Origin of the sequence: Methanobrevibacter sp., assembly GCF_045646045.1 — an archaeon.
GTDB lineage: Archaea > Methanobacteriota > Methanobacteria > Methanobacteriales > Methanobacteriaceae > Methanocatella.
In genome coordinates, this window is the sequence record NZ_JAZRJY010000148.1 from 1 (window position 1) to 15,701 (window position 15,701).

14 protein-coding genes are annotated in these 15,701 nt (G+C 30.9%); 5 read left to right on the forward strand and 9 right to left on the reverse strand.

Annotated features, from left to right (window positions below):
- Nucleotides 1–51 precede the first annotated feature (51 nt).
- The 5 genes from endA to ACKI5C_RS09855 all read right to left on the reverse strand — a co-directional run bounded on the left by endA (nucleotide 52) and on the right by ACKI5C_RS09855 (nucleotide 8,797).
- Nucleotides 52–567 carry a tRNA-intron lyase gene (gene endA, locus ACKI5C_RS09835; protein ID WP_407432947.1) on the reverse strand — a complete coding sequence of 172 codons (516 nt, stop codon included), beginning with the start codon at nucleotides 565–567 and terminating at the stop codon, nucleotides 52–54.
- 112 nt (nucleotides 568–679) lie between these two features.
- Entirely contained in the window at nucleotides 680–1,384 is a 705-nt protein-coding gene (locus tag ACKI5C_RS09840) for a metal-dependent transcriptional regulator (protein WP_407432948.1), read from the reverse strand.
- Between the two features lie 162 nt (nucleotides 1,385–1,546).
- Nucleotides 1,547–6,034, reverse strand: coding sequence for a pseudomurein-binding repeat-containing protein (locus ACKI5C_RS09845; RefSeq protein ID WP_407432949.1), 4,488 nt, complete (start codon nucleotides 6,032–6,034; stop codon nucleotides 1,547–1,549).
- Between the two features lie 395 nt (nucleotides 6,035–6,429).
- Nucleotides 6,430–8,082: a thermosome subunit alpha gene (gene thsA / locus ACKI5C_RS09850; RefSeq protein ID WP_407432950.1), complete on the reverse strand. Its 1,653-nt coding sequence runs from the start codon at nucleotides 8,080–8,082 to the stop codon at nucleotides 6,430–6,432.
- 208 nt (nucleotides 8,083–8,290) lie between these two features.
- Nucleotides 8,291–8,797: a hypothetical protein gene (locus ACKI5C_RS09855; protein WP_407432951.1), complete on the reverse strand. Its 507-nt coding sequence runs from the start codon at nucleotides 8,795–8,797 to the stop codon at nucleotides 8,291–8,293.
- 241 nt (nucleotides 8,798–9,038) lie between these two features.
- On the opposite strand from ACKI5C_RS09855, the gene ACKI5C_RS09860 reads away from it, so the two are divergent.
- From ACKI5C_RS09860 to ACKI5C_RS09875, 4 genes are read left to right on the forward strand one after another with little or no spacing between them, the layout of a single operon-like run.
- On the forward strand, nucleotides 9,039–10,067 hold the full coding sequence (locus ACKI5C_RS09860) for a hypothetical protein (protein ID WP_407432952.1): 1,029 nt from the start codon (nucleotides 9,039–9,041) through the stop codon (nucleotides 10,065–10,067).
- Between the two features lie 40 nt (nucleotides 10,068–10,107).
- Nucleotides 10,108–10,263 (forward strand): hypothetical protein, encoded by a 156-nt coding sequence (locus ACKI5C_RS09865; protein WP_296794749.1) that lies wholly within the window; start codon nucleotides 10,108–10,110, stop codon nucleotides 10,261–10,263.
- A 39-nt stretch (nucleotides 10,264–10,302) separates the two neighbouring features.
- The gene (locus ACKI5C_RS09870; RefSeq protein WP_407432953.1) at nucleotides 10,303–10,755 is read left to right on the forward strand and encodes a hypothetical protein; all 453 of its coding nucleotides are present in this window, start codon (nucleotides 10,303–10,305) and stop codon (nucleotides 10,753–10,755) included.
- Nucleotide 10,756: 1 nt separating this feature from the next.
- Complete coding sequence (locus tag ACKI5C_RS09875) at nucleotides 10,757–11,413, forward strand: DUF116 domain-containing protein (RefSeq protein WP_407432954.1); 657 nt, start codon at nucleotides 10,757–10,759, stop codon at nucleotides 11,411–11,413.
- Here ACKI5C_RS09875 and ACKI5C_RS09880 read toward each other — a convergent pair.
- The 4 genes from ACKI5C_RS09880 to ACKI5C_RS09895 are packed head-to-tail and all read right to left on the reverse strand — an operon-like array spanning nucleotide 11,388 to nucleotide 14,404.
- Entirely contained in the window at nucleotides 11,388–11,594 is a 207-nt protein-coding gene (locus ACKI5C_RS09880) for a hypothetical protein (protein WP_407432955.1), read from the reverse strand. The two genes, ACKI5C_RS09875 and ACKI5C_RS09880, sit on opposite strands and share 26 nt — an antisense overlap.
- Before the next feature lie 3 nt (nucleotides 11,595–11,597).
- Nucleotides 11,598–12,800, reverse strand: a complete 1,203-nt coding sequence (gene hmgA, locus ACKI5C_RS09885; RefSeq protein ID WP_407432956.1) for a hydroxymethylglutaryl-CoA reductase (NADPH) — start codon at nucleotides 12,798–12,800, stop codon at nucleotides 11,598–11,600.
- Nucleotides 12,801–12,802: 2 nt separating this feature from the next.
- On the reverse strand, nucleotides 12,803–13,663 hold the full coding sequence (gene sucD, locus ACKI5C_RS09890; RefSeq protein ID WP_407432957.1) for a succinate--CoA ligase subunit alpha: 861 nt from the start codon (nucleotides 13,661–13,663) through the stop codon (nucleotides 12,803–12,805).
- Nucleotides 13,664–13,678: 15 nt separating this feature from the next.
- Entirely contained in the window at nucleotides 13,679–14,404 is a 726-nt protein-coding gene (locus tag ACKI5C_RS09895; protein ID WP_407432958.1) for a hypothetical protein, read from the reverse strand.
- 235 nt (nucleotides 14,405–14,639) lie between these two features.
- On the opposite strand from ACKI5C_RS09895, the gene ACKI5C_RS09900 reads away from it, so the two are divergent.
- The gene (locus ACKI5C_RS09900) at nucleotides 14,640–15,533 is read left to right on the forward strand and encodes a phosphatase PAP2 family protein (protein WP_407432959.1); all 894 of its coding nucleotides are present in this window, start codon (nucleotides 14,640–14,642) and stop codon (nucleotides 15,531–15,533) included.
- Nucleotides 15,534–15,701 lie beyond the last annotated feature (168 nt).

Here is a 15,701-nt window from a genome sequence, read left to right on the forward strand (position 1 = left end):
TATAATTACTACATTAACATATCAAAATATAATAGCTTTCTTGGATTAAAACTATGGTCTTGTCCATTCCACATTATAGTATGTTATGTCAAAGTCATCATCGACAATAGCCAGCAGCAATTTCTTGTTAACACCATGAGAAACCCGGACATAGCTTGAGAAATCAAGCACATTAATGTCAAAATTCTCATAAACAATCTTAACCAAAAAATCTGAATGACCTTTACCGGGAGACCTGCCACGATCATATAAACGGAACTCTGAACCATATTTGAATCCTGTTTTAATAACATAACCTCTATCTTTTAAATCACGGTAAACAATATATTTTCCATATAAATCCCTTTCTTTTAAAAGGTCTATGAAATATGACACGCTACACGGATTATCGTCTTCATAAACATCCAAACGATCTTTTTCCAACAAATAACAGGCTTCAATCAAAGAGAGGTTCAACATATCCTCTTCTATTTTACCAAAAAAACTTTTCTCATGTAAAGCAATAGGTCTTTTACTACCTTCTTCTATTTTAATTGATACTATTTCATTAGATAAATTACCGCGCATTAAAACACCATTAAAAGAAAAAAATTATATTTAATGGATATATTATAATCTTGCTGTTATATAAAATATTGGTTTTTAAAAAAAATTGATAATAAAAAAAAGATTAGAGTGTTTAAACTCTAACAAAGATATTGTTTGCCATTTCAGATGGAAGAGAATATTCTTCATTTTCAATATTAACTAAGTATTCGTCTCCATCAGTATTATAATAATGAATATTATTTCCAATAGCAATTCCTACTTCCAAAATGGAATCCAGCAATTCATCATTTCCACGAATAAATGAAATTGTTCCTATAGTATCAGGATTTAATTCAGATATTGAAAGTAAATTAAATTGCCTGTTAATTATATTGTCAAAGTCCTTAACAGAGAAACATTGCTGGCAACTGTCAAAATCAAAGTTACATGCAGGAATTATATTATCATCAGGACATAAATCAGGATGTTGCAACATATTACATAAAGCTCTTTCAGCTTCATCGGATAATGTATGTTCCATTTCACATGCTTGATCATGGACATTTTCTTCTTTAACTTTTAGAACTTCCAATAAGAATTTTTCTAAAATTCTGTGTTTTCTTGTAATTTTTTGAGCGATTTGCATTCCTTCATCAGTTAAAGAAGCACCTCTATAAGGAGTATAATTAATATAACCTAAATCTTCTAATTTTTTAAGCATTTGAGTGACACTACCTGGTGCAATGCCTAAATCATTTGAAAAAGTTGTGGTTGATACTTGTTCTTTATTGCTCCCATTCCTATAAAGAACCTCCAAGTATTCTTCAATATTTTCACTAATCTTATCATCAGCCATGAAAAATCCACCTAAAATATTCAATAATACTATATTTAATCATTACAATATAAAAAAGTTTTGGTTAACCTAAAAATTAGTAAACGAAAATTAAAAAAATAGAAAAATAAGTTAATAAAATTAATTATTAACTATTTGAATTATTATTTAACACTTTCAAGCCTAGTAAGGCAAGATATCATATGTTCCTCTATCAGTATATGAAGAGGTATCCCAATTGTTAATAACTCCAAATGAGTTTCTATTACTGGTAGGGTCTGCATTAATCCATGCACCATCAATTAAGAATTGAGTCCATACATGTCCATACCATGAACCACTTGAGAAATGACAGTATCCAGTATCAAATCTAACAGTCAAACCAACTGATCTTGCCATAGCAACAAGCAATTGAGCTTGGTCACAACAGTTACCTGATCCTGAAATTAAAGTACCTTCAGCACCTTTCTGGGTATCATAATAGAATTCATATTCTATTTGATCCCTTACATAATTATATAATGCAGTAGCTTTGGCTAAATCAGTAGTTAATCCAGCAATTAATGATTTAGATAACTCAGCTATGGATTTTGAAGGTTGACTATTATATACAATATGTACTGAACTTGGTAATTCAAAGTTATTAGCATAATAATCCAATATACGGGAAGATGCATCGACTAATTCAGAGAAAGCAATTCTACCTAATGGTGATGAAGCATAAGCCGGAACAACACCATTGTTTTCAATGAATTTGTAAACTCTGCTTGCAACATCAAGATATTGATCTTTGGTTAAATCTCCATCAATAACATCACCTGAATTAGATGGGTCATCCATATCAATTAAAGTAATAGGATCGAAATTACCTGCATTAATCTGAACAATAGCCTTATCCATCAAGTATAGGAACTGAGACATTGTATATTTACCTTCATTTACAACAACATATTCAGGGAAAAGCTGATTATCCTCATAATAATTTGCAATATATGAAGCTCCAGTTAAAATACTTCCGACGGAAACAGTATCTCCACCTCCACCAGGAGTTACAGGAACGGATTCGGAAAGTCTAGTTAAAACTTTGTCAGAACCTTCAATCTTTTCATGACCGGTAACACCACAGTAATCACAGTCACAGTAGCAACAGGTCAATTCTCCTTCATAAGTATGTTTTGGATTAATGAGCAAAGTACCATAGTAACCACAATTTGGACAATAGTTTAACCATGTAGTTGTATAGTTTCTATATTCATATTCTTCAGTGGAATAACTCGGATACATACTGACTGTTAGCTCAGGTAATTCTAAGTAAGCACCGATAAATACCATTGCAGGCAATTCATCTGAAACAGCATAATAGGTTAAAACTCTGGAATATAGATAAACTAATTCAGCATATGTTATATCACCAACAGATGTTGCCATTAAATTAGGAGCCTGACTATTAACACGACAATAAGTACTGATTGAACTAGCAAGATTAATATATTGGTTTTTAGATAATTCATTGTAATTTAGAACCTTGGATTCATTAGCAGGTGAAGTTACTCTTATTGCAGTAACATTATCACCATGAATATCACCATTTATGATTAATATTGCTTGAGACATTAAGTATAATACCTGAGGAGTGTTATAGTAAGAAGTTCCTACTGCCACTTTGCCAGGCAAAGCCTCACCTTTTTCAATATAATCTTTTGCTTCAACAGCAGCATATATAATATCATCAACAGAAACTGTATCACCATAAGCAGGACTATCCAAATCATTGAAGTTCAGGAATTGTGATAAACCAAATCTGAATAAAATAACACCATCTGCACCATTATCAACAACATTCTGTGCATCAGCGAAAAGTTCAGTGTATGTTAATTTTGTAGGATTATCATCTGATATGTATGCTTGCAATCCAGACCAGACCTCAGCACCTGCTGAATTTTGGACAAACCATTTTGTTGTTGAAGCAAGCCAGCTTGATCCAGTATTGTAATTTCCTTTATATTGCATTGGAACAATTGCATCCAAATATTGGGAAATAGCAGGGACATCTTGACCATAATAATAAATATCATCAGTAGTTTCAGGCATTATAGCAGCAGACATGATAATGGAAGGATTTATTTCACGACATGCTGTTGTAGCTTGTCTTACAAATTCAGTGATTGCAGCAGTTCCACCAGGAGTATTGTATGCATTACCAGGGTATCTTAAGTAATCAAAGTGAATACCTGCCACACCAGACAAACCAGCATAATATTTAGCTTCTTCTATTACTTCATTGAAGTATTTTTGATTGATTGATCCGCCTGAAACAGGATTAACCCATGAACCTCCACTATAGAATACCTGCATCCAAATATGTGTATTTATTCCATAGGAATTTGCATTTTGAATCCAGGATAATACTGCAGATTCACCATACAACTCAAATGCATAGAAATTCAAGAAAATGTCAGTTGTACCTAATGATGCGAAATTGGCTAAATCTATATTATACATATCTGCACCAAAGGACCAGTAACCATATCCATGAGGAGTGTAAGAATCGGAAATAGTAATTTCAGTAACTCCTATAGAAGGGAGATAATCCTCATCTCCATCAAAGGTATATAAAACAACGTATTTGCCTTTAGCTAATTCAACATTAATTAAAGCTATACCATCTTTATCAGTAGTAGCGAAATATAATTTTGAACCTATTTCAAAGGATATATCTTTAGAAGCTATTGGCTTATTATTATTATCACGTAGTGTTACCATTAGATTAATATCACTTTCACCTACAAATATAGTTGAAGATGACCATTCTAATGAAGTTTCGATTTTCTGTTTTACGGTTACATAAGCTTGACCACTTGAAGGTTCTATTCTGTCTTCTCCATTATAGTAATATTTTATAAGATATTTACCTTGAACAAGATTAATCGTTAATTCTGCAACACCAAACTCATCAGTTGTTCTGGTATAGTTAACTCCATTAATATTAAATATTACATCCCTATAAGGTAAGGCAACATCTCCAACATCTAAGTAAACTGGGAATTTTTCACCCTCACCCTGACCAACAGTAATATTTGAACCGGTTAATGTAGAAACATTACCGTCAATTACAAGAACCTGTGTTGAATCAAAAGTATCTTCATAAGGAGTACTGTTGAATCTGTATGCTACATCATAACTTCCAGGACTTAAATTAATAGCTAATCTTGCAGTACCTTTTTCATCAGTAAGTCTTGAATATGTAACACCATTGATTGTAAAGTAAACAGGTTTATTGACAACACCTGCAGTATCATTAAGTGGACATACAGTAACATCAAAGGTTTCCTTATTATTATAATAAATGGTAGTATTACCTACATCGAAATAAAGAGGAATACCCTCTCTAACAGTAAGCTTACTTGTTGCTTTTGATGACTGATATGGGCTGACACCAAAATACTGATACTCAACAGTATATTCACCAGGAATTAAATCAAAAGTAGCAACAGCATTACCGTAATCATCTGTTTTAGTATTAACTGAAGCACTACCTGCAGAAATAACAACTTCCTGATTTGCAATACCAAAATCTAATTGATCAACCAATGTAGTGGAAATTGTTTGTTGTTGACTTGCGAAATAATCATAATCTTCAGTTAAAAAAGTAGTTGAAGATGAACCAAGTACCCTAACAGTATTACCTACCTGAAGTCCATTAGGATGATATGTAGTAATAATATAATCCTTAGGAAGCAATCTAATATTTAATGCAGCAATACCACTTTCATCAGAAGTACGATTATAAAATACACCATTAATATTAAATGTAGCATTAACGTAAGGTAACGGATTACCCTGATCATCTAATAACAATGCAGTGAACTTTTTAGGATCATTATATACTTTAGTTAAATCTTCAGAATATATAGTAGACAGTACAGTTACGAGATTGGCAGATGAAAATCCGTCATTAGGATTCATTGCAGTCAAAATATATTCACCAGGTAATAAATTAATATTTAACCTTGCAGTTCCGTTCGCATTAGTTTTTCTTTCATAAAATACACCATTAATATTAAAATTAACATTGGAATTAGCTAAAGGATTGCCTTGGCCATCCAAAAAGGTAGCATAATATTGTGTGTCATTTTTATAATATTTAACAATATCATTACCAATTATAGTAGAATAAACAGTACATTTAGCAGTAGTTTTATTATCTAAATAATTTTTATCACCATTATAAAATACACCAAGAGTATAATCTCCCGGAGATAAATTAATTGCAATTGAAGCTTGACCAGCATTATCAGTAACTCTGGTATAGTTAACTCCATTGACAGAGAATATTAAACTTTGATTAGCTAACTTATTTCCATCAATATCACTTAAGATAGCTATAAATCTTGTTCCATTTTTATAATATAAATCTATATCAGCTGCATCTAAATTAACAGCTATTTTTCCAGTATCATTATTGTTTTCATCCAAAATTGTATCAACGTCGTTTATTGATAAATTATTTGAATAATCTGACCCTACATCAAAATTTTCTACAGCCAATAAATCCCCAGATGACTCTTGGCCAATATAGGTATCATTAACAGTTATTTCACTTGCAGAGATAATACCAACCGACAAAAATGCAATCAATATTATCAACGCTAAAAATATTCGTTTTTTCAAAATATTTTACCTCCATCATAACGTATTTAACAACATGGAAAAAATCTTATTTTCCATTATGTTTATAATGTATTAAGAATATCTTATATAAAGTTATTTATTTATTTAATGCTCTAAAAATAGAGTAATTTTAAAAAAAAATATTTAAAATAGGTAAAAATAATAAAATAAGAAAAAATATTAGTGAATAACATTATAGAAAGTTAAAAAGATATGAATTAAATAACTAGGATAAAACAATATATTGATTTTTAAAACATTAATAAAACAATTTTTATATTGAATTCGATGCATAAATTACTATTAATATTAAAAATAAGCATTAAATTAGTATATTTAGATTAAATCAAAAATTTAAGTAAAAAAATAAGAAAAATAAATGATGTAAATCAAGATTACATCATTGGAGGCATACCGCCCATTCCACCCATTCCACCAGGCATTGGAGGCATACCACTATCATCATTTCCAGACTCATCAGCACCAGTGGAAGTAAGTGCATTTCTAGCTGCAATCATATCATCAATACGGAGTATCATTTCAGCAGCTTCACCAGCAGACTGGAGAGCTTGAACTTTAACTCTTAAAGGTTCAATAACACCAGCTTCCTGCATATCTACAACTTCACCAGTAAATACATTAATACCAATAGCATTTGAGTCTTCATGAGCAGCTTTTAAATCAGCAATTAAGTTAATAGTATCTAAACCTGCATTTTCAATTAGAGTTCTTGGAATAACTTCTAAAGCTTCAGCATATTTTAAAATAGCCAATTGTTCTCTTCCACTTACAGATTCACCATAATCTCTTAACTGTTTTACCAAATCGATTTCACAAGCTCCTCCACCAATGAGGACTTTACCTTCTTCAATGGTAGCTGCTACTACACCTAAAGCATCATCTAAAGCTCTTGCAATTTGTTCAGTAACGTAACGAGTACTACCTCTTAAAACAATTGAGGATGCTTTTGGATTTTCACATTCTTCAATGAAAGTCAATTTATGATCGAATAATTTTTCAAGGTAAACTTTACCTGCACTACCCAATTTATCAGCAGATAAATCTTCAATATCAGTAACTAATTTAGCGCCTGTAGCTTTTTCAATTCTTTCCATATCAGATTTTTTAACTCTTTTGAAAGTCATGATACCTGCTTTTTTAAGGTAATGTTCAGCTAAATCATCGATACCTTTTTGACAGAATAAAACATTAGCACCTGAATCAACAATTTGATTAACTAAATCTCTAATCATTTCCTCTTCATTATCTAAAAATGCAGCAAATTGATCAGGTGAAGTAATATCGATTTTAGTATCAGTATTGATATCTTTTAATTCGATAGGATATTTCATAATTGCAATTTTTGCATCTTCAATAACTTCAGGCATATTTTTAGAAACAGGAGTTTTGTCAATTACAATACCTTCAGCGAGGAATGAATCTTCAACAGAATCTCCAGAAACTCTTTGAATATTAATGTTATCAATATCAGATACACCATCTTCTTCAATTCTTAAAGCAGCATCAACAACTAAACTAGCCAAATGTTCTTTTGCATAGTCTGATCCTTTACCACTCATTGCAGTTACAGCAACACTTTGAAGAGTTTCCTTATCATCAGCATCAATAGCAATTTCATTTAATATTTCTACAGCTTTAGCAGTTGCGTTTCTAAATCCTTTTACAACAACAGAAGTTGCAATTCCATCTTCTAATAATTCTTCAGCTTTAGCTAATAATTCACCAGCAATAACAACAACAGAAGTAGTTCCATCTCCAACAATTTCTTCTTGTTTTTTAGCTGTTTCCACAAGCATACGTGCAGCCGGTTGTGCAATATCCATTTCTCTCATGATAGTTGCACCGTCATTTGTAATAGTGATATCACCCATACCACTAACAAGCATTTTGTCCATTCCTTTAGGACCGAGTGTGGTTCTTACAATGCCTGCTAATACTTTAGCAGCAGTAATGTTCATTCTTAAAGCATCTCTTTTAGAATATCTTTCAGTCCCTTCAGGAAGAATAAATATTGGTTGATTTGCCATATATTTTCACCTTTAAAATTAATTTATAATAATCGTATATAACCATTATACATTAATAATATTGATTTGTGGTAATATAAAAAGATTACCTTATCAAGGAAAATTAACTAAAAAAATTTTCAAATTATAAAAAAAGAAAAAATGTACTTTTTCAAGCACATAACTATATTATGAGAGAAACTTCAATCATGCTAGTGACAAAAAGCAATCAGTGAGAATTGAAATAATTTAATCCATTTAAAATAATATCCAAAGGATTTCCTGTACCAATAATAGGTAAACTAAAAGGACCGCCCACACTAATGGCAGATAAAGGAATATTCAAAGAAGAATTGAAAGGACCATCAGAACCTACAATAGGTAAACTAAAAGGACCATTCACATTAGCAGCAGCAAAAGGAATATTCAAAGGAATATTGGAAGGACCATCAGAACCTACAATAGGTAAACTAAAAGGACCATTCACACTAGCAGCAGCAAAAGGAATATTTACATAACCATCAAAAGGAACATTAGAAACATCATCAAGAAAAATAAAAGAGTTGTCTACAGTAATAGCGGCAAAAGGAAGATACAAAGGAACATTAAAATGGCCATCCATACTAGCAACAGTGAAAGGAGCTTCCACAATATGATCTGCATCAGAAAATGCAGAAACAGTACCCATAGCAATTAAGGCAATTGAAATTATCAATAAAGTTGCAATTTTATTCATTTTATCCCTTCTAAAAAATATCATATTTAAAAATTAATTAAATGACATTTTACTAATTAGAGTATATACAAAGCACAATATATAAATATTTTCGAATGTAAGTGCTTACTTTCACTTTAAAAAATAGTATAAAAAATAATAAATAGATTAAACTAAAAATAAAAGCCATACAAATATATTTACATGGGGACAACAGATTAGTAATTAAATTTTAAATGATAAATTACATATAATAATATATATGTATCAAAAAGTCATTGAAGATATAAGAAGAAATCTCGGTGAAAACAAAGATTTGAATCGTAAATATTTAATATCCCAAATAGAAATTTATAAAACTCACGAATATTCAACAGAAATAATTAAAGAAATTTCCAGAATGATTTGGGAATGTTTAACTCCTGAAGAACAGGAAGAATTTGCAAGAATTGTTGAAGAAGAAAATCCTATTAAGGAAACATTAATTGAAGCCGAATTTTATATCCAGAACAATGACTACAAAACCGCTTTAGAAAAACTAGACTCTTTTTTAAAAACACACCCAAAACTATATGAAAATGATAAGGTCAATGAATATCACAGTTTTTCCAATCCTTTAGAGGAATTAATATTCAATGAATTTATAGGCTGTGAAAAGGAACTCAGATACATTCCAGAAAGCCAGCCATTAGAAGATCTCTATTATGCTTATGGATTTCTCCTAAGAGATGCTTCAAGATTGGAAGAAGCGGAAATAGCATTGAAAGAAGCCCATAAATTAAATCCTGTTTCAACAAAAATAATACTGGAATTATGTGATATTTATAAAATGAGAGCACCTACATTCAATAAGTTTTATTTTTATACCATGGATGCTCTTAAATATGCGTATTCGGGATATGAACTTGCCAGATGTTATAGGAATTTGGGATTTTATTATTACGAGGAAAATAACAATGAATTAACTCTGGCATGCTATAAACATAGCTTAAAATATGAAAATGATTACTTTACAAAAGAAAGAATCAAACAGCTCGAAAGCAATTATAATATTATATTAAGTGAAGAGGATTGTGAAAAAATATTACAAAGCAAACATATTAAATTGGAACCTGATCCTTTTATTATTGAGAATTTAGAGCGATTAGCTATTGAATATGAAAATGACAATTTATATAATCAATCTTTATTCTTTTATAGACTATTATATTCCATTAAAAAAGAAGAAAAAATTTTTAATAAAATAAAAGAACTGGATTTTAAAACCCGACGAAACAAAAGAAAAATTTAATTATATAATATTATTATAATAATTATATAGGTGATTTTAAATGTGTTCTAGTGGTGGGCCAATGGCCGATATTGACTTAAACAAATTGAAAACAAAAAGATATAGATGTTTAGACTGTGGAAATGAATTTAAAGGACTTGGTAAGAAAGTTGTTTGTCCATCTTGCCAAAGTGACAACGTAGAAGCTAAAGAATAAATAAATATTTATTCTTCTTTTTTTATTTTTTGGATTAAAATGAATATTGATTTTGGTTATGATGAAATATTATTCCTTGAGGGAGAAAGTGGCATTGTTGGCGTTACAAGAATAGAACAGGAAAACAAAATGCTATTCATAGCAACCCAAGACAATGAAGAAATAGTTCAATTCCTTGAAAAGGATGACATTATCGCAGTGTCCAATTTCAGAAAAGACAAGAGAGCTATTAGAGCACAGGCATATTTAACCCGTGAAGAAGATTCACCAATTGTTATTTTGAATAAAAATCACCCCTCAACTAAAAGATTAGCCCAGGTATTATCTGTCGGCGAAAAAGTAAACTTAAACTGTAATATTACACCAGGAACACACCCAGAACAAGATGTATTATGTTCTTGCGATTCATTATCTGGATTATCAATTACTAAAACATCAACTGGCGTGAAATTGAATAGAAATCACGACGAATACACTATTGAAAGGTTTTAATATGAATGACTTTACATGGATTTATACATTTTTAGGCCAATTATTAGTTTTAATAGCTATCCTAATTGTTATCTTATTTATTATAGCCTTAATTTTTGGAAGAATGTTTCTTAAAAGAGGCATTGTAATCTTTCCAAAAGCTATTTTATTTATAATTGATACTCTATACTCACCATTTAAGTCAATAGCTAAACTTTTAAAACTTGATGACCATCTAATTGACAATATGAGTATTGAAATAAGAAATGACCTTAACAAGAAAAAGTTTAAAGAAATACCTGCCAGCAATACATTAATTTTTCTGCCACACTGTTTAAGACACAGGGACTGTCCTGCAACACTTCAAAAAGATGGCGTTAACTGTACCTGCTGCGGATTATGTTCTATTGGTGTTATTAAAAAGAAAGCACAACCTTTAGGATATAAATTATATATTGTACCGGGTTCCAGTTTCGTTAAAAAAATAGTAATGGAAAATAAGTTTAAAGCAGTAATCGGAGTTGCATGTCATGAAGATTTAAATCAGATGATGATGTTGCTTTCTGATTTTTGTCCGCAAGGAGTTTTGCTTACAAAAACAGGATGTTATGAAACAAAAGTTAATGTTAGTGAAGTATTAAAATTAATAGATTCTAAAAATTATCATAATACTTCATAAATTCCAATGATTCTTCTGTTTGGTCAAATTCTTCAATAAATGCTTTTAAATCATTTATAAACTCTTTTTTTCTTTCATTTAAATCTTCAATTTTAGAATAATCTTTTTTTACTGCAATATTCATTATAATATCATCAGTTTCCAAATTAATTTCCGGCAAAAGTAACTTATCAACATCCATAATTTAACCTCTTCCAAGTTCTTGATGGGCTCTAGCCAAATGTCCAGCTGCAAGTGCACCAACCAAAGATAATTCACCTGCAAGAACAGTACTAGCAACAATTTCAGCAAATTCACGAGCTTTACCTGAGCCGGCAACACCTAAAATATTTAGTCCTTCATTAGCAACTTCAAGACTTGTTCCTCCACCTACAGTTGCAACAGGCAAATCAGGTAAGTTAACTGAGAAATATAAATCACCGTCACGGGCTTCAGCAGTTGTAATACCAAGTGACCCCTCAACAACATGAGCCGCATCCTGACCAGTAGCCAAAAATATAGCTGCAACCATATTTGCATAATGAGCATTATAAGCCAAACCGCCACTAACCGCAGAACCGATTAAATTTTTAGCAATATTTACTTCTTCCATTGCTTCGGCAGTAGTTTTTAACTTTTTATTAACGATATCCTTAGGAATTAAAATATCTGCAACAACGCTTTTACCTCTGCCTTCAACAATGTTAATTGCTGATGGTTTCTTATCAACACATGCATTACCGCTTAAAGCAATATGGCGGGCAGTAGTTTCACTGGCCAATTTATCCAAAATCTTTTCTGATGCAATAGTAACCATATTCATACCCATACTATCTCCGGTTGAGAAGACAAAACGAGGATAAACATAAGAACCAGCAATTAATATAGGATCAATCTTTAAAAGTTTCCCATGTGAAGTTGTACTTTCAGCAATTTCTTTTAATTCATCAAAATTATCGATAAACCATTGTTTAATTTCCATAGATTGCTTAGCATTTTCAGTTTTAATAACTGGTGCACGCGTCATAATATCTGATAAAACATGAGCATTAACACCACCTGAAGCAGTTATTGTAGAAGCTCCCCGATTAATTGAAGCCACAAGTGCCCCTTCAGATGTTGCAAGAGGAACAAATACTTCACGATTACAGTTATCTCCATTTATTTTTAAAGGACCTGCAATACCCATAGGCAATTGCAAAACCCCAATAGAATTTTCAATATTTCTGGCTGAAGCTCTTTCCATATCCAGAGTATAATTAGAAATATTATTTAAATTAATAGAATATTTTTTTTCTAAAAATTCTCGCCTAATATCTGTAGCTTCTTTAGCTGAAACCTCTTTATCAACCTGATAAAGTTTCATTTCACCATTCAATAATTTATCAATAATTTCTGAGTGATTCATTTTTAAATTTCCTTTTTAAGTAATTTAACAACTTCGGATGGCATTTTAGCTACTTCAACACCAGCATTATTTAAAGCTTCGGTTTTACTAGCTACAGTACCACTATTACCTTGAATAATAGCTCCTGCATGACCCATCCTTTTTCCAGGAGGTGCAGTTCTTCCTGCGATGTATGATACAACAGGTTTTGTCATTTCATCCTTAATGAATTCAGCAGCTTTTTCTTCAGCATTACCACCGATTTCACCAATTAAGACAATTGCTTCAGTATCATCATCTGCTTCAAATCTTTTTAAAACATCAATATAATTAGTACCGATAACAGGGTCTCCACCAATTCCAACACAGGTACTTTGACCAATTCCTGCACGGGTAAGCTCACTAGCTATTTCATAAGTTAAAGTACCGCTTCTGGAAATTACACCAACGTTACCTTCATCAAAAATATGGGTTGGCATAATACCTAACTTTCCAACACCTGGAGAAATAACACCAGGAGTATTAGGTCCAATAACAGTTGTATCCATCTGATTTGCGTATGCCATAATATCCATTGAATCATGAACCGGAATATGTTCAGATATAATTATAACCATATCCAAATATCTGATTGATTCAAATGCCGCATCTTTAGCAAATTTTGCAGGAACAAAAATTATTGAAGAATTGACATCAGTTTCTTCAACAGCTTCACCAATAGAATTGAAAATTGGTACACCTAAAAAGTCCTGACCACCTTTTCCAGGAGTTACACCTGCTTCAATACATGTATCATAATTTAACATTTGTTCTGTATGGAAGGAACCTTGTTTTCCAGTAATTCCTTGCACCAAACACTTTGTATTTTTGTCTAAAAAAATCATATCATAACACCTTAATTAACGTAAAATTCTTGTTTTATTTTGAAATGGAACAGCTAAATCAATGACATTACCATTCATAAATGCAGTAGCAGAAAAAATTACGCTACCTGGCAATACATTACAATTAGTTCCTCTTTCAACCAAATAAGTATTTTTATTTCCAAGTGCTGCTCCAATCATCGCACTTGCTATTACACCAACAGATTCTATATTTTCAACTGTGGCAACTACAACAGGATCATCCGTTTCAGAAGAAACATATCCCACACCAGGTATTTTTCTAGCTTTAGCTTCAATTAAATCTGATATGTCTGTTAAATTATCCATACCTTTAGCAGCCTTAATAGCTGAATTTGCAACATTTTCTACAAAAGGTTCTCCACCATAAGTATCAAAACCTAAAACAATTGCATCAGGATAATATCCCGGACGAATCTTAGCTTCCGCATAAGATATTCCTTCGCCAGCCTCAGATTCATTATCTGAAATTCCTGATAAATCTCCAAAGTTTTCAGCACAGTCCTTTAAAATATTAACGATACCTTCATTAATATCCTCAAGCAAATCATCTTCAACAAAAGCACTGACAACAACATCATCACCAGTGACATTAGTCAAAGCTGCATGACTAGCACCTAATTCAATAAGCCTATAGAGATTTTTTTCTATATTATCAGTTAATGTAGTACTACAGGAAACATCATTTTTAGAAATATCGGCCCCTATAGAAGTAACTTTCAAAATAACACCTTTAATATTTAATTAGAAAAATATAATAAAATAATAAAATTTTATCTGTTTTATTATTATGTTAGTTAATTTATATAAATATTAAGAAAAAAATAACTTTTTATAAAATATTTAAGGAATAATGAATAATATATAAATTGAGGTGAATTAAATTTTAACAAATGTATTTTTATTATTTTTACAGGGATTGCGTGAAGCCTCAGGAGGCTTTTTTGACCAATTTTTCATGAGCTGTACAGAATTTGGAAATATACATATAATCCTATTTTTAGTAGGAATACTATATTGGGCGTATGACAAGAAATTTGGAGAATACCTGTTGGTATCTTTTGCATTTTCACGTCTTTTAAATAGTTTTATTAAACTTACAGCATGTGTATATCGTCCTTGGATTGAAGATCCTAAAATTCATCCTTACGAAGGAGCTTTAAAAGATGCGACTGGATATTCACTTCCTAGTGGACATTCAACATCTTCTGGAATATTGTTCCTGGGAACATTTCTTAAAGGAAATTTCACAAAAGGATTTAAAATTTTTTCAATAATATGTTTATTGCTAATCTGTTTTTCCCGCTGTTATCTGGGAGTTCACAGTTTACTGGATATTGTTGTCGGTTTAGTAATTGCCTTTGCATCATTATGGATTGTTGGAAAATTATTTGATAAACTAGATGATAACCCTAATTTTGACTTAGTTTTATTAGGTGCAGGAATAGTATTTTCTATCTTGCTTATAGCATATGCTACATTCAAATCATATCCAATGGATTATAATGCTGCAGGTAAATTAATTGTTGAACCTGCAAAAATGGCTCTTGAAGCATATAAAGATGTAGGATTTTGTATGGGTATATTAATATCATGGGTAATTGAAAGAAGGTTCATTAATTTTTCCTGTGAAGGACCTATTGAACGTAGATTTTTAAGAATTGGCGGAGCTTATATTGGATATATGATTATTATGAACATTTTATATCCATTAATAAAAAGCAGTTTCAATCCACAAATTTCAAACCTTTTAAATTTCTTCATCTTCCCGTTCTTTGTGATATTAATTGTACCGGCAATAATCAAATTCTTCCAAAATCGAAGCAAAGATGTTTATGAGGATACCTCATGAACATTATTTAATTTTTTTTTCTCTTTTGAGGGTGGGACACGATCTCACTAATTTTTAAAATTTTTTTACTTATTTTTCCTTTAATTTTATATACTATGAAGTACAATCTATTATTATAGATATTAAACTTTATGGTTGTTTTATTTATGGTTTTAAGAGATGATACTA

Coding starts and splice junctions, on each gene's coding strand:
- endA (WP_407432947.1), bottom strand. CDS start 567: ATGCGCGGTAATTTATCTAATGAAATAGTATCAATTAAAATAGAAGAA.
- ACKI5C_RS09840 (WP_407432948.1), bottom strand. CDS start 1,384: ATGGCTGATGATAAGATTAGTGAAAATATTGAAGAATACTTGGAGGTT.
- thsA (WP_407432950.1), bottom strand. CDS start 8,082: ATGGCAAATCAACCAATATTTATTCTTCCTGAAGGGACTGAAAGATAT.
- ACKI5C_RS09855 (WP_407432951.1), bottom strand. CDS start 8,797: ATGAATAAAATTGCAACTTTATTGATAATTTCAATTGCCTTAATTGCT.
- ACKI5C_RS09860 (WP_407432952.1), top strand. CDS start 9,039: ATGTATCAAAAAGTCATTGAAGATATAAGAAGAAATCTCGGTGAAAAC.
- ACKI5C_RS09865 (WP_296794749.1), top strand. CDS start 10,108: ATGTGTTCTAGTGGTGGGCCAATGGCCGATATTGACTTAAACAAATTG.
- ACKI5C_RS09870 (WP_407432953.1), top strand. CDS start 10,303: ATGAATATTGATTTTGGTTATGATGAAATATTATTCCTTGAGGGAGAA.
- ACKI5C_RS09875 (WP_407432954.1), top strand. CDS start 10,757: ATGAATGACTTTACATGGATTTATACATTTTTAGGCCAATTATTAGTT.
- ACKI5C_RS09880 (WP_407432955.1), bottom strand. CDS start 11,594: ATGGATGTTGATAAGTTACTTTTGCCGGAAATTAATTTGGAAACTGAT.
- hmgA (WP_407432956.1), bottom strand. CDS start 12,800: ATGAATCACTCAGAAATTATTGATAAATTATTGAATGGTGAAATGAAA.
- sucD (WP_407432957.1), bottom strand. CDS start 13,663: ATGATTTTTTTAGACAAAAATACAAAGTGTTTGGTGCAAGGAATTACT.
- ACKI5C_RS09900 (WP_407432959.1), top strand. CDS start 14,640: ATGAGCTGTACAGAATTTGGAAATATACATATAATCCTATTTTTAGTA.